Origin of the sequence: Oceanobacillus sp. AG, from assembly GCF_009746545.1 — a bacterium.
GTDB lineage: Bacteria > Bacillota > Bacilli > Bacillales > Amphibacillaceae > Oceanobacillus > Oceanobacillus indicireducens.
This window is the reverse complement of the sequence record NZ_WOWT01000017.1, coordinates 49332-67566: the sequence shown is the minus strand read 5'-3', so window position 1 is coordinate 67566 and position 18235 is coordinate 49332. Positions and strand designations below refer to the sequence as shown.

Sequence of the window (18235 nt, the reverse complement as noted above, 5' to 3'; positions counted from 1 at the left end):
CGAAGTGAATCTCACCTACTTCTTATTTTTCATATGTATCGTTGTTTGTACACTTATCATTACATATTGGGCGGCAAAGCGAAGTGTAACAACGAACATATTTTATACGGCGGCTGGAAGTTTAACCGGTGTTCAAAATGGAATGGCGATTGCCGGAGATTTCATCAGTGCTGCTTCTTTCCTCGGTATTGTCGGTACGATAGCGTTCAGCGGGTATGACGGATTTCTATATTCAATCGGTTTTTTAGTTTCTTATTTGGTTGTACTTTTTTTAATCGCGGAACCGGTGCACAGACTCGGCAAATACTCGCTTGGTGATGTAATCTGCTCGAGGTTTCCCGGTAGTTCGATGCGCCTCATCATGGCGTTTGGGGCCTTTACGATTTCTATTCTATATATGGTCCCCCAGCTTGTTGCTTCAGGCTTCCTGTTGCGTTTATTGCTTGATATTGATTATTCTGTTTCTGTGCTTGTAATTGGAAGTTTGATGACGATTTACGTCATGTTCGGCGGGATGATTGCGACGTCTTGGGTGCAAATTGTCAAGACGATTGTCCTCATGTCAGGTACATTTTTATTATCGCTCATCGTCCTATCCAATTATAATTGGAATGTTCCCGCGATTATTACGGATGTGAAAGAACGCTCTCTACTCGGGGAGTACTTTTTTCATCCGGGGCATTTATTTGATAGTCCAATTGAGTTAATCTCGTTACAGCTCGCATTGATTCTCGGAACGGCGGGACTTCCGCATATATTAATCCGACTATTCACTGTGAAAAATACCTTTGAAGTGCGCCGTTCGCTGCTCAGTGCAACATGGATCATCGGGACGTTTTATTTAATGACGTTGATTCTTGGGCTTGGAACGATTGCATTATTAGGGTACGAGGCACTGGTGGCAACTGATCCTACCGGAAATTTGGCAGCTCCATTACTCGCCCAAGCGGTCGGTGGTGACTTTCTCTTGGCGTTTATTTCTGCAGTTGCATTTACGACAATAGTTGCAGTTGTCGCAGGGCTTGTCATTTCGGCAACGACTGCTTTTTCCCATGATATTTATCATATGATATGGAAGAAGGGAAAGTCGACGGAGAAAGAACAGCTTTATGCGGCACGCTGGACGGCTCTAGCAATTGGACTTCTCTCTACCGTTTTTGCATTGCGGCTTGAGACAATGAATGTGACCTTTCTTGTATCGATGACATTTATCGTTGCGGCATCTAGTATTTTCCCGGTACTGTTGTTTACGATTTATTGGAAAAGGTTTAATCGAACGGGAGTTGTTGCTGGAATGTTTTGTGGACTAATTGCATCGCTTCTCCTGCTCGTACTAGGGCCACATATTATGGATACGGAAAATGGGTTGATCGCCCGTGATGCGATTATTCCGTTATATAATCCGGGAATTATTGCGATACCGATTGGATTTTTAGGAGCTTTTCTAGGTGCATTCCTATCTGGAGGCCAGGCGGAAAAGGAAGCGTCCTATTACGCATTTTTCAAAAAAGCTCAAACTGGCAGCCGTTCCAGGAGTGACGCGTCATGAAGGATTTAACGATTATTCTTTTTGAACGGATTGGACTTCTCCTCGTTATTGCATTCGTATTAACGCGAACGCCAGGCTTTAAGCGGTTGCTTGATCGGAATTTTAATATTGGTATGTCGTTGGTGCATGCAATCGTATTTGGTGTTTTTGCGATTGCGAGTACGATTACAGGAATTGTCATCGTTCAAGATGAGGTGCTGCATGTTGATTTTATTATATTCCCTGTGGAAAAAGATCAGCTGATTGTTAGTACAAGCCTCGTTGCCGTGGTTATTGCGGGCTTATTAGGCGGTCCAGTAGTAGGGCTTGGTGCAGGTCTGATTGCCGGCATTCACTTGATGTTCCTTGGCGGAGTGGGGTGGCTAGCAAATGGTTTTGTGAACCCGCTTACAGGATTATTGGCAGGATTAACGGCTAGATTCTTCTCCAATGAGCGGGTTATTTCGCCGTTAAAAGCATTGTTTATTGGAGTTTTTCCGCCAGTATTACAAATGCAGCTGCTACTCATTTTTTACACCGATGCATATGATATTGTACAGGTTGTAGACTGGATTGGTCTGCCGCTTGTCCTATCAAACAGTATAGCGATTGCAATCTTTACTGCGATGATTGGCATTGTCCTTAAGGAACAGGAAAATGAGGCGGCGCTTGCGACAAAGCAGGCATTAACGATAGCGGAAGAAGCAATACCATTTTTAAAACAGGATGGAAGTAAAGCTATGGCTGACGGGATTGCCGATTTACTTTACGACCGCTTGGAGCTTGCGGCGGTTTCTGTTACAAATCATCAGGAAGTGCTGGCCCATAAAGGAATTGGCAACCATCACCAAGCGGGGAATCCAATCCGTTCGAAGCTTGGAAAAGAGGCAATCGCAACGAATGCGATGAAAATAATATATAGTAAAGCTGACTTAGAGTGTATAGAGCCAGATTGTCCGTTGCATGCAGCCATCATGATTCCTATTTCTCGGGGCCATGACTACACGGGTTTAATCATCTTTTATTTTCGGAAACCGCAACATATTACCCCGGTAGAGATTACGATGGCAGAAGGACTTGGTCAATTCATATCCAATCAATTGACGATGCTGCATGCTGAGAAGTTGAACATGCATATGCGGCATACGGAGCTCAGGAATCTACAGGCGCAGATTAATCCGCACTTTCTATTCAATACGTTACAGCTTATTGCGACCCTTTACCGGGAAGATGCAGAGAAGGCCAGGTATCTCACGCTTAAACTTGCAGGTTTTATGCGTTTTAATTTGCGGCTCGTATCCAGGTCACTTGTTGACCTGGAGAAGGAATGTGAGCATGTCGAGGCATATACAGCGATTATCCAAGCAAGATTCGCGGATCGGTTGACAATTCATTTCGAGCGGCCGGAAGACCTTTCGGGTGTTTATATACCGCCTTCAACAATTCAACCACTTGTGGAAAATTGTGTAAATCATGGTTTACATCATAAATCGAAGGGTGGAAGAATTGATATTGTCATTACAGTTGAAGCGGATGCTGTGTTCATTCTCGTCCGCGATAACGGCTATGGCTTCCCGGAACATATACTAAGAGACGCTGGATATAAACCACTCAGCGAAGAGAAAAGTGGTGGGATTGGTATTTACAATGTAAATCAGCGGTTGATTGGCCTGCTTGGCGAGTCAGCGAAATTAACGATTCAAAATTTGCCGCTTGAAGGGAGTGAAGTGTATTTCCAAATACCTCGCATGAATCAAATGGAAAGGAAGGCGATCCCATGATCATACGGGCGATGATTGCGGAAGATGAGGCGATGGCAAGAAAAGAATTGATGTATCTGTTGCAGCATGAAGAAGATATTATTCTTTCTCCTCATGCAGAAACTGGGGAAGAGCTGATCGAACAGTATCGTCTCCATCATCCGGATGTTATTTTTCTTGATGTTGAAATGCCCGGCATGTCTGGAGTCGAAGCAGCGAAATATATAACGAAAGAGGGAGAGCAGCAGCCTTTATTCGTATTTACGACCGCCTATGATGACTATGCGATGGATGCATTTGATGTTGAAGCGATTGATTATTTATTGAAGCCTTACGAGGAAACTCATTTCAAACGGGCACTGAAAAGACTGCGGAAAGCATTGCAGTCGAAGGGAAAAGATAGATCTGTGTCTGAGCCACAGGCTATGACAGATAAACTGCTTATTGATGATGGAGAGCGGATGGTTGTGCTTTCGCCTGAATCGATTTATTATGCTGTACCACATAAGAAACAAATTGAAATCCATACAAAAGATAAGGTGATTAAGAGTAAGTTGACATTAAGGGAACTGGAGAACAAGTTGAATGATGAATCATTTTTCCGGACGCACCGGAGTTATCTTGTCAATTTGAATCATATTTTAGAAATTACACCATGGTTTAATGGAACGAGTAATGTCACATTAAAAGATAAGGAACAGACCAAAATACCGGTTAGTCGGACAGCGAGTAAAATATTGATTAAAAAATTCAAAATATAACTATTTGTCAGTGTATCCGAACCGTTCACTCCAAAATACTTACCGTTTACGAAAAACTTACAACAAAAGTTATGAAACTCTCTATACTCTTAGTAAGCGTTTTCAAAATAAGGGTAGAGAGGATGTTTTGATGAATACACAACCGGTTTCTGTTGAAAGAAAGCAAGAAGAGCCAATCAATTTTGTTAAAGTGGAGGAAAGTCGGCAGTTTAAAAACTTTATGCATGCAAAAAAGAAATTTATTGTTCCGCTGACGATCTTCTTTCTTGTTTTTTACTTTACGCTTCCGATACTTACGTCATATACAACATTCCTGAATGCACCATTCTTCGGTGATATATCCTGGGTATGGGTATTTGCAATTTCGCAATTTATAATGACTTGGGTGCTGAGCATGATTTATGTAAAAAAAGCAAATCGCTTTGATGAAATGGCGGAAGAAATAGTGAAGGAGCAGTTGGATAAAGGGGGTAATCGCTGATGGATGCCACCGTTATTATCCTATTTCTCGCTATCGTCATTTTAACACTTGTCATTACGTACTATGCAGCTAAACGTACGAAAAGCACCGGAGATTTCTATACGGCTGGAGGTGGATTGACTGGATGGCAGAATGGATTGGCAATCGCAGGTGATTATCTCTCTGCCGCCTCTTTCCTAGGGATAGCCGGGATGATTGCTCTCAATGGATTTGATGGTTTTTTCTATAGTATTGGTTTCCTTATTGCTTATTTAGTCGTTCTATTTCTTGTTGCAGAGCCGCTGCGAAATCTTGGTAAATATACGATTGCCGATATGATTAATGCCCGGTTCGATGCGAAGAAAATCAGAGGGGCGGCAGCACTTAGTACGATAACGATTGTCCTGTTTTATATGATTGCCCAGCTTGTCGGTGCAGGTGCATTGATTCAGCTGCTGTTCGGGATCGATTACTGGATTGCCGTGCTAATCGTCGGTGTCATGATGACGATTTACGTTCTGTTCGGTGGGATGATTGCAACGAGCTGGGTTCAGATTACGAAAGCTGTCCTTTTGATGGCGGGAATGTTTATTATTTCTTTATTAGTGTTATTCCATTTCAACTACAATATTTCGTCTATGTTCACAGCTGTAAAGACAGCGACATCTCATGGGGCAGATTATTTAAAACCAGGAGTGCTTTATACAGATCCATTAAGCACAATATCATTAATGATTGCACTTGTTTTTGGAACTGCAGGTTTACCACATATTTTAATGCGATTTTTCACGGTGAAAGATGCTAAAACAGCGAGAAGCTCTGTAATTACGGCAACTTGGACGATTGGTCTTTTTTATATTTTAACTTTATTCCTAGGCTTTGGAGCGGCTGCATTTGTCGGCCAAGATGCAATTCTTGCAGCGAATCCAGGTGGGAATATGGCAGCACCCCTTCTTGCCCAAGCAATTGGCGGAAATATTTTATTTGCATTTATTAGTGCAGTAGCCTTTGCAACCATCTTAGCAGTTGTTGCAGGTCTCGTATTATCTGGAGCATCTGCCTTTGCCCATGATATTTACGGCCAGATTATTAAAAAAGGAAAAGTGACGGATCGTGAGCAAATGCTCGCCGCCCGCTACGCATCGTTAGCCGTATCCGTCCTATCTATAATTCTTGCATTAGGCGCCCAATATTTAAATGTCGCATTCCTTGTTTCTTTAGCATTCTGTATTGCAGCAAGTGCTAACTTGCCGGTTATTTTATACACGGTATATTGGAAACGTTTTAATACGGCGGGTGCCATATCGGCTTTATTGACCGGTTTACTTTCTGCACTCATCCTTGTTTCAATGAGCCCGAGCGTATTTTCACCTGTGGAAGGTGCGGCATTGTTTGTTGGGGAACCGATATTCCCTATCGATAATCCGGCAATCATCAGTGTTCCACTAGGTTTTCTTGCCGGTTTTCTAGGTACTTTGCTATCAAAAGAATACAATTCGGCCCGTTATGCGGAAGTGAAAGTTAAAGCGAATACGGGATACCGGGATGCGAATTAGATAAAGGGGCAGTATTTTTAACTATTCATAAGCTATTACGATAGAGATAAATAAGGAGGAAGATTGATGAGTCAAAAGGTGATGGATCAAACAAAAATGACAGCTTATCCGCAACAACCACATGGTGGTGAGCTAGTAAATCAAGTACTGACAGGGGAAGCGCTAGCAGATGCGGTTGAAAGGGCCAAACATTTACCGATGATTGTCGTTGATTTGGAAGCAGTTATCACATTAGAGATGATTGCAACCGGGGTACTCTCACCAAACAAAGGGTTTATGGGTGAAGAGGATTATAAATCTGTACTTACTGAAGGTAGATTAAGTAATGGGGTTGTCTGGCCGGTTCCGCTAAGTTTCGCTCCAATTGGAGATAAAAATAAAGAAATTATCAAATCATTGAATATTGGCGATGAAATAGCATTAGCAGACCACACAAAAGAAGCAGTAGCAATACTTAAAATTGAGGACATCTTTGAATATGACCGTGAATTTCGGGCGTTGCATTTATTTGATACGACGGACAGAAGCCACCCAGGTGTAGATGCGATTTACCGGAGAATGGGGGATACGGCGCTTGGAGGTCCGATTCAATTACTGCGCCGGGTACATTGGGGTCCGTTTGAAGGAATTCGCATGGAGCCAAAAGATACATGGAAACTATTTTATGAGGAGAAGAAGTTTAATACTGTCGGAGGATTTATTACAGGGGCGAACCCTTTACACCGGGGACATGAATACATCCACCGGAACGCACTCGAGGAGCTTGACGGTTTATTTGTCCAGCCGCTTGTCGAAATGGCAAAACGCGAATATACCCGTCACGAATTCCGGATGCTTGCATATCGCAGTGTTTTAGAAACGTATTATCCGAAAGAAAGAACAATTCTTGCACCACTTCGAGTAACTTATATTTTTGCAGGTCCCCGCGAGGCGGTTCTTCATGCGTTAATTATGAAAAATTATGGCTGTACACATGCATTAATTGGCAGGGACCATGCTGGGATTGGCGATTTTTATGATAAGTATGCAGCCCATACAATTTTTGACACATTTAAACCAGAGGAATTAGGGATTGATGTGCGGCTCTTTCAAGAAGTGTTCTATTGCACGCGCTGTGACAGTGCTGCAACTGAGTATACTTGCCCGCATGAAGGGAAATATCGGATTAACATTTCCGGGACAGGAATTCGTGAACTACTGCGGTATGGGGTGTTACCACCGAAGGAAATCGTCCGACCGGAATCGGCACGTATTGCGATGCAGGGGATTCAGCCAAAAGGAATGGATGAGAACCAAATGGCAATCAATCCGGTTGGGAAGACGATTAAGAGTATTTTCCCATTTTATTTAAAACATGAGCGGCTTGGCGGTGCTAAGCGTGCTGAGGAATTGGAACCGGAACAGCTGACGATTGCTGATTTAGTGGGAGTCATCCGGGATGTACGGGAGAACGCGGACCGAGTATATCGGGATATCTATGATGAGTTCACTTATGTAACGGATATGAATCGCTCCGCCCAAGACGATTGGGTGACGGAGGCAAGGGAAACAATCCATCGCCATCAGGAAATGGTTGTGCAGAACTTGGAAGAGAAAGTGGATCAAGCACCGGATACCACAACAGATGAGTTTATGTATCAAGATAAACAGGAAGCGGAAAAAGAACTGGAGGTTGCTCGAAGGATTTTCGACGATCTGTCAACTCCAATAGAGAAGGAACAGCTGGATTATCGCACTTGGAATTCACTGTCATATGCGCGCTATCGGGGAAATGATGAATAAGGTTATTTGGTACTGCCCATAAGAATGTTCTTATGGGCAGATTTTTAATTTTTTTACAGCATGTATCGAAAAATTGTATGGCACATTATCTATAGGCGTTCATATAGTATAGCGACTTTGTAGAGGAGGTTATGAAATGATTTACGAATCATATATTAAGAATAGTTTGCAAGAACAAGGACTGCCGGTAATTGAATTCGATATTCCATTTATTCAAGATATTTTAATGACTGTAAAACAAGCCGAATATTTTCTTGTAGAAGCTCCTTATTTAAATATGGAAGTACCAATCCAGGTTGTCGATAAGGAGTTGTTAACATGAATGATCTGTACTATATGTCGGCAAAAGATCTTGGAATGTTACTTAAGGAAAGAAAACTTTCTCCGGTTGAATTGACTAAAATCATGTTGGACCGTATCGACCAGCTTGATGACACCCTTCGAACTTATATAACCCCTCTACATGAAACGGCGTTAAAACAAGCAAGAGAAGCGGAGAACAAGATTATGAAAGGCGAGTATCTTGGACCACTGCATGGGATTCCAGTGGGAATAAAAGATAATCAATATACGATGGGAATACGCACAACAGATGGTTCAAAGCTGTTTGCGAATTTTTATCCGAGTGAGACTGCTACAGTCGTGAGTAAGTTAGTTCTGGCAGGAATCGTTATGCTTGGAAAACAAAATTTGCACGAACTTGCTGCGGGTTCTACTGGAACGAATCCATATTTCGGTACGACCCGTAATCCTTGGAATATCGAATATATGCCGGGAGGTTCTAGTGGAGGAGGAGCCGCTTCTTTAGCAGCCGGGCTTGCGACCCTCGCCACTGGAAGTGATACATTTGGATCTATTCGCGTACCTGCAGCTATGTGTGGTGTCTATGGTTTAAAGCCTACTCACGGACTTGTTAGTGCACACCGGGTTTTTCCAACTGCCTGGTCGCTCGATACAATTGGACCGATTGCTCGTTCAGTAGGTGATTTGGCACTGATGCTCCAAGTAATGGCGGGGTATGATCCACATGATCCAGCGAGTTTACGCGTCCCTGTTCCAAATTATAGTGAAGATCTGAATAAAAATATAAAGGGATTAACAATTGGGGTTCCAACACATTATATGGAAAATTTGGATGAGGATGTTGATAAATTATTCCATCAAGCGGTAAGTACGCTTAAAAGCTTAGGTGTAGAAATTAAAGAAGTAGTAATCCCAGAACTGGAGATGGCAACTTTTGCGGGGTATGCCACTGTCAGTGGAGAAGCAGCAGCCTTTCACCATCAGTGGCTGAAGACACATGCAGAGGATTATTCACCGGATATTCGGTCATTCTTCTTAGCCGGTTCATTAATAGAGGCAAGACAATATATTCAAGCACAGCAAGCAAGAAGAAGCATCGTGCAAGCATTTGAAAGAGCATTCGGTGAAGTTGATATGCTTCTTGGTCCAACGATTCCAATTATGACTCCGAAATTCAAGGAAAATTGGGTCGAACAGAATCTAGATGTGGTAAAACGTATCATGCCTTATACGGTTCCAATCAATTTAACGGGCGTTCCCGCTTTGGCTGTACCAATTGGGCTGGATAGATATGGCCTTCCGGTGGGTATGCAATTTATTGGTTCGCATCTTACGGAGAAACAATTATTGCAGATAGGGCATAACTGGGAGCAAGTAAATCCATTGCAAATTAAAATTACAGATGACTAATATTTTAATTTAGACGATATCATAATCGTGGAGAATACCTTTGCGGTTAAGGGTTTTCCCCAATATAAGAGAGGGATGAATCATGGATAACAATAACTGTAATTTCGGTTGTAGTGATCAGAGAGATCACAATAAAGCTAACAACCATGATCGTGAAATTTCAGATCAAAACGAATTTGTAGATGAGAATGACCTCGGGCATCAAAATGAAAGACGTCATAACAGAGATGACGATAATCATAGATAGTAAGGAATTGCAGAAATCTGGAAAACAGCGCAACTCTAGGTTATCCAGGTTTTTAAATTTCCTTTATAACGGGGAAAAAAGTGCTTTTTCAGATCTTAAACGACTGGTCTCTTCCTAAAGATAGGAAAATAACTCACTTCTTTCCATTATAAAAAACGGCGAGCATACATATGCTCCCCGTTTTACTCTATCATTTACCAGCTTGCTTTTTTCAAGCCGGGTACTTGACCTTTATATGCATATTCACGAAGGCAGATTCGACACATATCAAATTTCCTTATAACACTGTGTGGTCTGCCGCAATGCTTACACCTGCTATATTCGCGAACTGCAAACTTTTGAGGCTTTTGTTGTTTGACGACTAAAGCTTTTTTTGCCATGCGGCATTCTCCTTCTATATTTGAAATAGAGAATCATTATACCATATTTTATTACTCAATATGGAATCCAATTTGTGGTAAAGCCATCATCCAGCTATGAAAGAATAAAACAATTATAGTAGTAACTTACTTATTAAGGAATGTTTTACGACATGGAAAAGCGGTAATCAAAAAGTAGACTTTCAAACAGAGTTTGCAGAGTTCTATACCGATAAAGTGAAACTTCATTTAGTGGGGGTTTCCTTACCTTTTTGGTTTTCCCTCTTGTTTAGAGGCGGGGGTATTACAGAGCGTTAATACGTGATAAAATTCGTGAAAAAACAGAAGAGATTAACCTATTAACCTTCCATTTTTTGAAAAAAGGTATTGAAATAAGTGAGTTAACAATGGTATAATATTCTAATGGAAAATGATCAGCTATAAAATGTCACCTGGAGAGATTTCAGTAACTAACACCGAAGCAGATGGCTGTCACGGGAGTTCGTTTATTTATTTTACGGATTTTCGGACGGTCTTTTTTACTGGTTGGGAATTGTGTTATTATGTTGGAATTTGAAAAATTTAATAGTGAAGGAGAAACGATTTCAATTGAATATAGAAAAAAATAAGTATCAAGAACAGTCGTTATTTAGTATTACGTGGCCGCTTTTTATTGAAATCTCTCTTCATATGAGCGTGGGCATTCTTGCAACATTAATATTAAGTAGTTACTCTGACCAGGCGGTAGCTGGTGTCGGTGTAGCGAACCAGATTATGAATATCTTTATTATCCTTTTTAACGTGACAGCAGTCGGAGCGACAATCTTGATTGGTCAAAACCTTGGAGCAAACCAGCTTAAAACGGCGAGGGACTACGCAAGATCTGCTTTCGGGCTGAATTTCTGGATCGGTATCGTGATGACGATTATTGTAATTGCATTTGGCGGTATATTCTTAAATTTCTACGGATTAAGTGGAGAGGTATATGATTACGCGTATTCTTTCCTCGCAATCACGGGGCTTTCCCTCTGTATTGAAGCTGTAGCTTTAGCGCTTAGTGCTGTATTAAGAAGTCACGGATATACGAGAGAGACAATGTTTGTCACGGTTATCATGAATATAATTAGTATTACCGGATACTTTATTGCGGTTCACGGATTGTTCGGTCTTCCGGTGACAGGAGTTGTCGGAGTTTCCGTTACAATCATAGTGGCTCGTATCTTCCTCGTTCTTGCTTTGTTAGGATTTGTATATAAACGGCTGGCGATTAAATTCAGTCTGCAAGATATTTTTAAAATAGATAAGAAAAACATCAAAAATCTGATGGGAATTGGGATACCATCTGCTGCAGAACAACTATCCTATCAGTTCTCGCAAGTAGTTATTACAAGTTTTGTCGCAATCATAGGGGACGCGGCACTTGCTGCGCGGGTTTATATTTTAAATATATCGATGTTTTGTTTTATGTTTACGATGGCAATATCTCAAGGTACACAGCTTCTCATTGCCCGCTATGTCGGAGCGGGGATGTATGAGCGCACATTGAAACGGGGCCTGAAAACGTTGCGGATAGCAGTTTCTGTGTCACTTGTCATTTCGCTTATCATCGCGCTAACCGGCAAAGGACTCCTTGGTATATTCACGAGTGACCCGGCGATTATTGCCGTTGCGATTCCGGTCCTCTGGGCGATTGTGTTCATCGAGCCTGGCCGGGCGGTGAATATGGTCTTGATGGGCTCATTAAAATCAGTAGGGGACGTTCGTTTCCCTGTTGTAATTGGCGTCATCTCCATGTGGGGGCTTGCCGTTGTCCTAAGTTACGTATTCGGTATTCATTTCGGACTTGGCTTACTTGGCGTATGGCTTGCGCAAGGTGCGGACGAATGGTTCCGTGGTATTTTTGCCTACCGTCGCTGGAAATCCCAACCATGGTTAAGGAAAAAGTTGGTTAAAACAAAAGCAGAGACAATATAAAAAAGAGGGGAGCATCCCTCTTTTTATATTTTAATCGGTGCTCTTTTTGTCAATGTCCGGATAAGGATTAATGGAATGAACATGATGACTACAAGAAGAATATAGGCAACCCGGCTTGGTACTGCATCAAAGAAGGCATAGGTTTCAAATAACGGCAAGTCCATTGCGATACGCTGCATGGAGTCTTTTGCAGCAATTAGGACGATGCTGATGGCGATAAATAAAATCCCACCAATCACCCCAAGCCGATAAAATGCTGCCCCAATCAACCAACCGATTAAATAAAAGGCAAAGATATTTAAACTAAATACAGCAAGGGACAGCAATACATTCGCCTCCATATCAACATAAGGCGTAATTAAAATGCTTTGTAACAGATCGCCAATGAAATTGCCATCTGCAGCAGATTCGATATTGAAAGTCGGTTCTTTAAAATTAGCCAATATCAGTTTCTCGAAAATAGTGAGTACATAAGCAAAAACCGGAATCAATATGGAAAGGCAGATACTTGCGATTGCATTCCCATAAAAATAACTTTTCCGGGTGACTCCCATCTCGACAAAGTAGGGCATAAACGAAATGGTGATGATTCCGATAACAAGCATATATACATTACTAGCAACGAAGGCATGATTGTAAAAGGTATCTATCCCGTCTGCACTGAATATCAGCCTAGCAATATTTACAAGTAGCAGAATCCCCATATACCAAAGTGTCCAAGTAAGCTGTGCTTGTAACATGATGAAGGCTGCTTGATGGATTTGTACCGGTTTATTCATTATCTTCATCCTCCTTTGTCAGCTGTATAAACAAGTCTTGCAGAGCGATATTGCGAACTTGCAGACCTCTTTCTCTCGCTTGTTGCCGCTCCATATCATTAAATTCTCCGTATAAAGTCACCGAATGGGTATCTCCCAATTGTTCATGATGAACAATTTCCTTATTTTTGCTAAAGGCATCTATTGCTTCTTTGCTGCCGATTAGATTAACCCCGCGAGAGAGCAAATCTTCATACGCTTCATGAAGAAGGAGTCTACCTTCTTTTAAAATAAGCACTTCATCAAACAGATAATCCATTTCAGAAACAAGATGTGTGGAGAGAATCATAATCCGTGGATGACGTTCCTGTTCCTTTAGCAACTCTTTATAAAATAAGTCTCGTGCCGGTGCATCCATTCCCAGATAAACTTCATCAAAGATTGTAATCGGTGTTCTGCTAGCAAGGCCAACAATCGCATTGAAAGCTGACTGTTTCCCGGTGGACAATTTGGATAAAGTTTTCTTTAAATCCACTTTAAATTTCTTTACTAATTCAAGTGCATATTCATAATCGAAATAGGGACGATAAATTTGTAAACCTTTCAACAATGTCTTTACATAATCCGTCTCTCCGCTATTATCTTTATTGTACAGGAAAGCAACCTGCTGCATGATTTCCGCATTTTCAAATGGTGCTTCTCCGTTAATGAGCATTTTGCCGGAGGATGGTTCCCGAAACGAGCCGATGATGGAAAGAAGTGATGTTTTTCCAGCACCATTTCTACCTAGGAGCCCATATATCTTTGGTGCGTTCAACTCAAAATTAATATCTTGTAACACTTCATCTCGACCATAAGAGAAATGAAGGTTTGTTGCCGTTATATTCATTATTTCTCACATCCTTTAACCTGTTTAATAAACTTTAGAATTTCTTCCTCTGTAATTTCCAGCTTCTCGGCCTCTTGTACGAGGGTGACTATATAATCCTCGACGAACATTTGCCGCCTTTTTTCAAGCAACTGTTTTCTTGCTCCTTCTGCAACGAACATACCAATCCCTCTTTTCTTAAAAAGAATTCCGTCTTCCACAAGTTGATTGATTCCTTTCGATACCGTCGCATGGTTAATTTTATAAAAATTCACAAGTTGATTCGTGGAAGGGGCCTGATCTCCCGCTTGTAATTGTCGATTGATAATTTGGTCTTCGATTTGTTCACGCACCTGAAGATAAATTGGTTTATCATCCTGTAACAGATGTCTCAATGCCAGCCCTCCTTTTATTGCTTCGCTGTTATGGTTATATACTCATGTGTATAACCATAACAGCGATTAATTATTATGTCAATAAACTATTTGAAATAAAGAACATTGGCAGACACACCCTTACAGTAAGCTTCGCGATTCGTTTCACGGGGCGCCTGGGACTGCGATTACTCGTTCCACGAAAAGATCTGCTCGTTGCTTGTCGTGATGTAAGCTTATTCAGTGAAGAAAACTCCTCGCAAAGTGACAAGAGGATTGGGCATGGAAGCTAACTCAAGAACTACTTTATATTGGGCTTTGCTTGGGGTGGCTAGCGGGATTCCCAAGCTATCCACAGCATTTTTTTCCTATGCAACAAAAAAATCCTTCCTACACTTAAGTAGAAAGGATTTTCATCTCTTTAATTTTTATTTTTTATTTACAGAAGCGTCATAAATTGTTTCCACTGCATCGTCTAAAGTTTGGTTAAAGCTTTCATCACTTTGATTGACATTGAGGTTCTGCGTGAGAGCTCTTGAGAAGCTTGCGATGATACCCTCATTCTCTTTCAGTTTCTCATTCGCCTCAACGAGTGGGTAACCTCCAGATAAAGCGACAATACGGATGACTCGTGGATGGTCAACAACTTCTTTATAGAGATTAGCTACAGTCGGGATTGAGAGTTTCAGCATAACGTCTTGTCCATCAGCTAACTCATTTAGTTGCTTCAATAATTCTTCTTTCAAAATCTCCTCTGATTGTGATTTGTCTTCACTGAAAATATCTACTTCAGGCTCAATAATTGGAACTAATCCAGCAGCAAGAATGTCTTTACCGATATCGAATTGCTGTTTAACGATTTTTTGGATACCTTGCGCGTTTGCTTGCTTAATGACAGAGCGCATCTTCGTACCGAAAATATTCCGCTCATTTGCTCGTTGCAGTAATTCATCCAGGTCTGTAATAGGCTTCATGAGCTGGACTCCTTCTGCTTCATCTGCAAGACCTTTGTCCACTTTTAGAAAGGGAACGATTCCCTTCTCTTCTGCTAAATAGTCAGCGGTATACTTCCCTTCAATGTGACGGTCCATCGTCTGTTCAAATAATATGGCGCCAAGGATACGTTCAGAGTTAAAGGCTGGTGAAGTTATAATCCGGGTGCGCATGTCGTGAACAAGATCGAACATCTGCTCTTCATTATCGTACGCGTCTTCTGCTATGCCATAATTTTTCAAGGCCTTCGGTGTACTTCCGCCACTTTGATCAAGTGCTGCAATAAAACCTTTTCCATTTCGAATTCTTTCTAAATGTTTTTCCTGCATGCATTCCACTCCTCTTTCCTTTGTATTAAGCGCTAGAATATTCAGCTATTATCTATTGTATCATTAATTATTGAAAACTTTTACTCGTTTGCAAAGTTTTCTTTTTCAATTTGCAACCTGCCATTCTCAAAGGAAGGAGACCTATGCCAGCTCACTTTAGGGAAAATGAATGTCCAAGGCATGCTCGTCTTCCGCTGAATATTCACCTGCGGAAAGGTAAAATCATGTTCGGCGATTAATTCATCAGCTTCCAGGTACGAAGCATAAACATTTCTAAGGGGAAAATCCTCATTCGAAAAGTTGTGGATGAGTACAATAACAAGTAAATCTTCATTATGATTAATTGCTTGCCTAATCGGTATAATTTCCACATTTTCTTTATTTTCATTCGTTGTCTTTCGGAATAGAGACGTAATATTATCCCTATCAATCGGAGCAATCGTCTTATCCCAAGCTGCTTCAAATATAAGTTGTTGCATGTAAACATCTCCTCCTATACTTAACCTAACAAAAAAAGGAGTGGAGAGGAACTAATAAGTATGCATTGTCAATGAAAATTAAAGCTAGTGCGATAAAGGAAGGAGAGATGGTTGGGCTAGATTGGAAGAGATTCTGTTAGCGGGCACATCAAATAAGGTATGCTGAAATGGAAGCAATAGAGTAGCTTGTGAATATAGAAAATTAATTATATCATGCGTTGGAGAACGGTGAAAATAGCGTTCTCCTTCATTTTATCTAATTATTCCAGGGCTATTTGAAGGAATGACTAATCCGTTTACACCTAAAACAAGATGGGATTGGGAGATTGATCCGATAGGTTTCCGATACTTATTAAATGAGATTTATGACCGTTATCAGATTCCATTGATGATTACAGAGAACGGTATCGGAACGTTGGATGAACTGACAGAGGATAAACAAGTCCATGATCGGGAAAGAATTGATTTCCTTAGTTTCCGTGAATTATCCAAAAATACACAGAAGTTACGAACGTATGTTTGTGTTAATCTTCTGAAATGTGTATAATAATACTTAAGGAGGTGATAATGAATTGGCAAGAAGCCCTTTGTCCATAAAGATTGAGGAAGGGTTACAAAAGGCTATCAAGAAATTTCATGTTGAAAAAGAAGAGAAAACAAATGTGGTAGTGAAAGCGTTTAATGAACACAGAGGTGAAGAATTTAGCGCAAAAAAATCAAGAATGTTATACAAAAAGAGTAGTAATAGAGGAATCCGCTTTCCCATCAAAAGTAAACGGATTCCTCAACACACACCCTCTTGAGAGGTTGCAAATCTATTATAAAAGGGATGTCTCCTTATCGGCAAGGAAATATAAGCGAGATACAAAATATTCATATGACCAATAATGGTTATACAATAGGGGGAGTTTAAATGAAGGCTGATCTATCTACAGTAGAAAATCCAATGGTTTATAATAAAAACTTGGAGAAAAGTTTAGCGAGTTTTTCATTTACTCAAGAAATCCACGAGAATCGTGATACCTATGAATCCGACAATATACTGGACGAGCCTATGACCGGTAACAATATTATTCGGAAGGCTTTTATTAATATTGTCTTTGTTGAACGAGTCCATCAAGTGGCCTATAAGAAGGTTATGGCTGATTCGGAATACCGTACTGCCGAAGAAGTTTGAAGACCAAGGTGATTTGGAAGTGAAATTTGAAGGGGATATCCATGTTGAAAACAACGTTGTTTCTGTCAAAGGAACAACAAATCTTTTACCAGAATCACAACTTATCCTTTTGGTTGATTCAGAGGATGGTGTACTAATTGGAACGAGTGATCGAGCTCGAGTTAATGAAAGTGGAGCCTTTGAATTAGAATCTACTTTGCCAGATAACGTAGAAGGAATACTACATATTGAAGTAAAATTTGAGCCTGTAAATCAGGATGTGGAGGAAATAAAAAATCATTATTTAAACGAGCTTAGTGGGAGCTTTGTACGAAACTATGTAGAATTAGATGAGACCTATCAAAAGGCATCTTTCCAACAAACAGTCACTCTAGATGAGGGTGAAGAACAGACATTTGCGATTACGGAACCAAGCTGGGAAATACCGGATGATTATGGAGAAGCAACGGTATGGATCGAGCCAGAAATAGAGAAGCAAGGAGATTATGTTGCCGTAAAAATAAATAGCAATATTATAGATGGAACGTTTATTCAAGCAAGAGCTTCCATTCCCGATTATATTACATGGGGAATACAGGGCTCCGGCTATATAAATCCCGATGGCTCGGCAGTCCTATATTTTGAAGACCCAGAAAAAGACAGTAGAATTAAAAATCTAACTGAATATGATATTATTATTACAATGGAGCCATCCAATAGTAATAATGGTCCGCATGTTACAGAGATATATGGGGAGAATGGACAGAATCTGGCAGGCGATTTTGTTGATACTGAAGATGGTTCGAAAGTGATTAGGCAAACCATAACAGTTACGGTGGAAGAGTAGAATATATATAAGGCAATCAACACTATCATACGGGGAGTGTAGACATCCCCCCGTATGATAGTGTTTTTTTGCTTACTGATAGGGCAGAGACGAGAATAAGGTTTGGTCCTAATGATTTTGACCTAGTGAGGGATTTTCCTATTAGTATTACTAGTAATTTCACCATTTAAGTTAATTCTCCATCTCGTGATTTAGCACTTTACTACCGATTCTATGATAAGTATAGCAGCACATTATTAAGCCAATGTAATATTTCCGTAAATATTTTTTTGATGTTTTCACAAAATGTAA

The 18235-nt window shown here is 40.7% G+C and carries 19 protein-coding genes; 13 read left to right on the top strand and 6 right to left on the bottom strand.

Annotated elements, in window-relative coordinates; genetic code table 11:
* Positions 1–4: 4 nt before the first annotated feature.
* The 8 genes from GN217_RS10590 to GN217_RS10555 all read left to right on the top strand — a co-directional run bounded on the left by GN217_RS10590 (position 5) and on the right by GN217_RS10555 (position 9560).
* Positions 5–1549 (top strand): solute symporter family protein, encoded by a 1545-nt coding sequence (locus tag GN217_RS10590; RefSeq protein WP_156856652.1) that lies wholly within the window; start codon positions 5–7, stop codon positions 1547–1549.
* A complete protein-coding gene (locus GN217_RS10585; protein WP_156856651.1) occupies positions 1546–3309 on the top strand; it encodes a LytS/YhcK type 5TM receptor domain-containing protein in 1764 nt (587 codons plus the stop codon). Before GN217_RS10590 ends, GN217_RS10585 begins: the two co-directional genes overlap by 4 nt.
* Positions 3306–4049: a LytR/AlgR family response regulator transcription factor gene (locus GN217_RS10580; RefSeq protein WP_156856650.1), complete on the top strand. Its 744-nt coding sequence runs from the start codon at positions 3306–3308 to the stop codon at positions 4047–4049. Before GN217_RS10585 ends, GN217_RS10580 begins: the two co-directional genes overlap by 4 nt.
* 130 nt (positions 4050–4179) lie before the next feature.
* Positions 4180–4530 (top strand): DUF485 domain-containing protein, encoded by a 351-nt coding sequence (locus GN217_RS10575; RefSeq protein ID WP_156856649.1) that lies wholly within the window; start codon positions 4180–4182, stop codon positions 4528–4530.
* Complete coding sequence (locus tag GN217_RS10570) at positions 4530–6065, top strand: solute symporter family protein (RefSeq protein ID WP_156856648.1); 1536 nt, start codon at positions 4530–4532, stop codon at positions 6063–6065. The genes GN217_RS10575 and GN217_RS10570 overlap by 1 nt, the downstream gene beginning before the upstream one ends.
* Positions 6066–6131: 66 nt before the next feature.
* The gene (locus GN217_RS10565; RefSeq protein ID WP_198042634.1) at positions 6132–7847 is read left to right on the top strand and encodes a sulfate adenylyltransferase; all 1716 of its coding nucleotides are present in this window, start codon (positions 6132–6134) and stop codon (positions 7845–7847) included.
* A 136-nt stretch (positions 7848–7983) separates the two neighbouring features.
* A complete protein-coding gene (locus GN217_RS10560; RefSeq protein WP_156856647.1) occupies positions 7984–8169 on the top strand; it encodes a hypothetical protein in 186 nt (61 codons plus the stop codon).
* Positions 8166–9560, top strand: coding sequence for an amidase (locus GN217_RS10555; protein WP_156856646.1), 1395 nt, complete (start codon positions 8166–8168; stop codon positions 9558–9560). Before GN217_RS10560 ends, GN217_RS10555 begins: the two co-directional genes overlap by 4 nt.
* Positions 9561–10001: 441 nt before the next feature.
* On the opposite strand, the gene GN217_RS10550 is transcribed toward GN217_RS10555, so the two are convergent.
* The gene (locus GN217_RS10550; RefSeq protein WP_156856645.1) at positions 10002–10187 is read right to left on the bottom strand and encodes a type Z 30S ribosomal protein S14; all 186 of its coding nucleotides are present in this window, start codon (positions 10185–10187) and stop codon (positions 10002–10004) included.
* Between the two features lie 588 nt (positions 10188–10775).
* Between GN217_RS10550 and GN217_RS10545 the strand changes: the two genes are divergently transcribed.
* The gene (locus tag GN217_RS10545; protein ID WP_156856644.1) at positions 10776–12140 is read left to right on the top strand and encodes an MATE family efflux transporter; all 1365 of its coding nucleotides are present in this window, start codon (positions 10776–10778) and stop codon (positions 12138–12140) included.
* Positions 12141–12163: 23 nt separating this feature from the next.
* On the opposite strand, the gene GN217_RS10540 is transcribed toward GN217_RS10545, so the two are convergent.
* The 5 genes from GN217_RS10540 to GN217_RS10520 all read right to left on the bottom strand — a co-directional run bounded on the left by GN217_RS10540 (position 12164) and on the right by GN217_RS10520 (position 15941).
* A complete protein-coding gene (locus GN217_RS10540; protein WP_156856643.1) occupies positions 12164–12919 on the bottom strand; it encodes a hypothetical protein in 756 nt (251 codons plus the stop codon).
* Positions 12912–13787 carry an ATP-binding cassette domain-containing protein gene (locus GN217_RS10535; protein ID WP_156856642.1) on the bottom strand — a complete coding sequence of 292 codons (876 nt, stop codon included), beginning with the start codon at positions 13785–13787 and terminating at the stop codon, positions 12912–12914. Before GN217_RS10535 ends, GN217_RS10540 begins: the two co-directional genes overlap by 8 nt.
* On the bottom strand, positions 13787–14161 hold the full coding sequence (locus GN217_RS10530; RefSeq protein WP_156856641.1) for a GntR family transcriptional regulator: 375 nt from the start codon (positions 14159–14161) through the stop codon (positions 13787–13789). The genes GN217_RS10535 and GN217_RS10530 overlap by 1 nt, the downstream gene beginning before the upstream one ends.
* Before the next feature lie 407 nt (positions 14162–14568).
* Positions 14569–15462: a fructose bisphosphate aldolase gene (locus GN217_RS10525; RefSeq protein WP_156856640.1), complete on the bottom strand. Its 894-nt coding sequence runs from the start codon at positions 15460–15462 to the stop codon at positions 14569–14571.
* 80 nt (positions 15463–15542) lie between these two features.
* Positions 15543–15941: an SLAP domain-containing protein gene (locus tag GN217_RS10520; RefSeq protein ID WP_156856639.1), complete on the bottom strand. Its 399-nt coding sequence runs from the start codon at positions 15939–15941 to the stop codon at positions 15543–15545.
* A gap of 283 nt (positions 15942–16224) precedes the next feature.
* Between GN217_RS10520 and GN217_RS10515 the strand changes: the two genes are divergently transcribed.
* The 4 genes from GN217_RS10515 to GN217_RS10500 all read left to right on the top strand — a co-directional run bounded on the left by GN217_RS10515 (position 16225) and on the right by GN217_RS10500 (position 17944).
* Positions 16225–16488: a family 1 glycosylhydrolase gene (locus GN217_RS10515; RefSeq protein ID WP_156856638.1), complete on the top strand. Its 264-nt coding sequence runs from the start codon at positions 16225–16227 to the stop codon at positions 16486–16488.
* Between the two features lie 25 nt (positions 16489–16513).
* The gene (locus GN217_RS10510) at positions 16514–16744 is read left to right on the top strand and encodes a hypothetical protein (protein WP_156856637.1); all 231 of its coding nucleotides are present in this window, start codon (positions 16514–16516) and stop codon (positions 16742–16744) included.
* A 110-nt stretch (positions 16745–16854) separates the two neighbouring features.
* On the top strand, positions 16855–17118 hold the full coding sequence (locus GN217_RS10505) for a hypothetical protein (RefSeq protein WP_156856636.1): 264 nt from the start codon (positions 16855–16857) through the stop codon (positions 17116–17118).
* Between the two features lie 19 nt (positions 17119–17137).
* On the top strand, positions 17138–17944 hold the full coding sequence (locus GN217_RS10500) for a hypothetical protein (protein ID WP_156856635.1): 807 nt from the start codon (positions 17138–17140) through the stop codon (positions 17942–17944).
* Positions 17945–18235: the final 291 nt, after the last annotated feature.

Excerpts from the sequence above, each read along its gene's own strand:
- GN217_RS10575 (WP_156856649.1), top strand. The coding sequence starts at position 4,180 with ATGAATACACAACCGGTTTCTGTTGAAAGAAAGCAAGAAGAGCCAATC.
- GN217_RS10585 (WP_156856651.1), top strand. The coding sequence starts at position 1,546 with ATGAAGGATTTAACGATTATTCTTTTTGAACGGATTGGACTTCTCCTC.
- GN217_RS10520 (WP_156856639.1), bottom strand. The coding sequence starts at position 15,941 with ATGCAACAACTTATATTTGAAGCAGCTTGGGATAAGACGATTGCTCCG.
- GN217_RS10560 (WP_156856647.1), top strand. The coding sequence starts at position 7,984 with ATGATTTACGAATCATATATTAAGAATAGTTTGCAAGAACAAGGACTG.
- GN217_RS10535 (WP_156856642.1), bottom strand. The coding sequence starts at position 13,787 with ATGAATATAACGGCAACAAACCTTCATTTCTCTTATGGTCGAGATGAA.
- GN217_RS10565 (WP_198042634.1), top strand. The coding sequence starts at position 6,132 with ATGAGTCAAAAGGTGATGGATCAAACAAAAATGACAGCTTATCCGCAA.
- GN217_RS10515 (WP_156856638.1), top strand. The coding sequence starts at position 16,225 with ATGACTAATCCGTTTACACCTAAAACAAGATGGGATTGGGAGATTGAT.
- GN217_RS10570 (WP_156856648.1), top strand. The coding sequence starts at position 4,530 with ATGGATGCCACCGTTATTATCCTATTTCTCGCTATCGTCATTTTAACA.
- GN217_RS10555 (WP_156856646.1), top strand. The coding sequence starts at position 8,166 with ATGAATGATCTGTACTATATGTCGGCAAAAGATCTTGGAATGTTACTT.
- GN217_RS10540 (WP_156856643.1), bottom strand. The coding sequence starts at position 12,919 with ATGAATAAACCGGTACAAATCCATCAAGCAGCCTTCATCATGTTACAA.
- GN217_RS10550 (WP_156856645.1), bottom strand. The coding sequence starts at position 10,187 with ATGGCAAAAAAAGCTTTAGTCGTCAAACAACAAAAGCCTCAAAAGTTT.
- GN217_RS10505 (WP_156856636.1), top strand. The coding sequence starts at position 16,855 with ATGAAGGCTGATCTATCTACAGTAGAAAATCCAATGGTTTATAATAAA.
- GN217_RS10525 (WP_156856640.1), bottom strand. The coding sequence starts at position 15,462 with ATGCAGGAAAAACATTTAGAAAGAATTCGAAATGGAAAAGGTTTTATT.
- GN217_RS10580 (WP_156856650.1), top strand. The coding sequence starts at position 3,306 with ATGATCATACGGGCGATGATTGCGGAAGATGAGGCGATGGCAAGAAAA.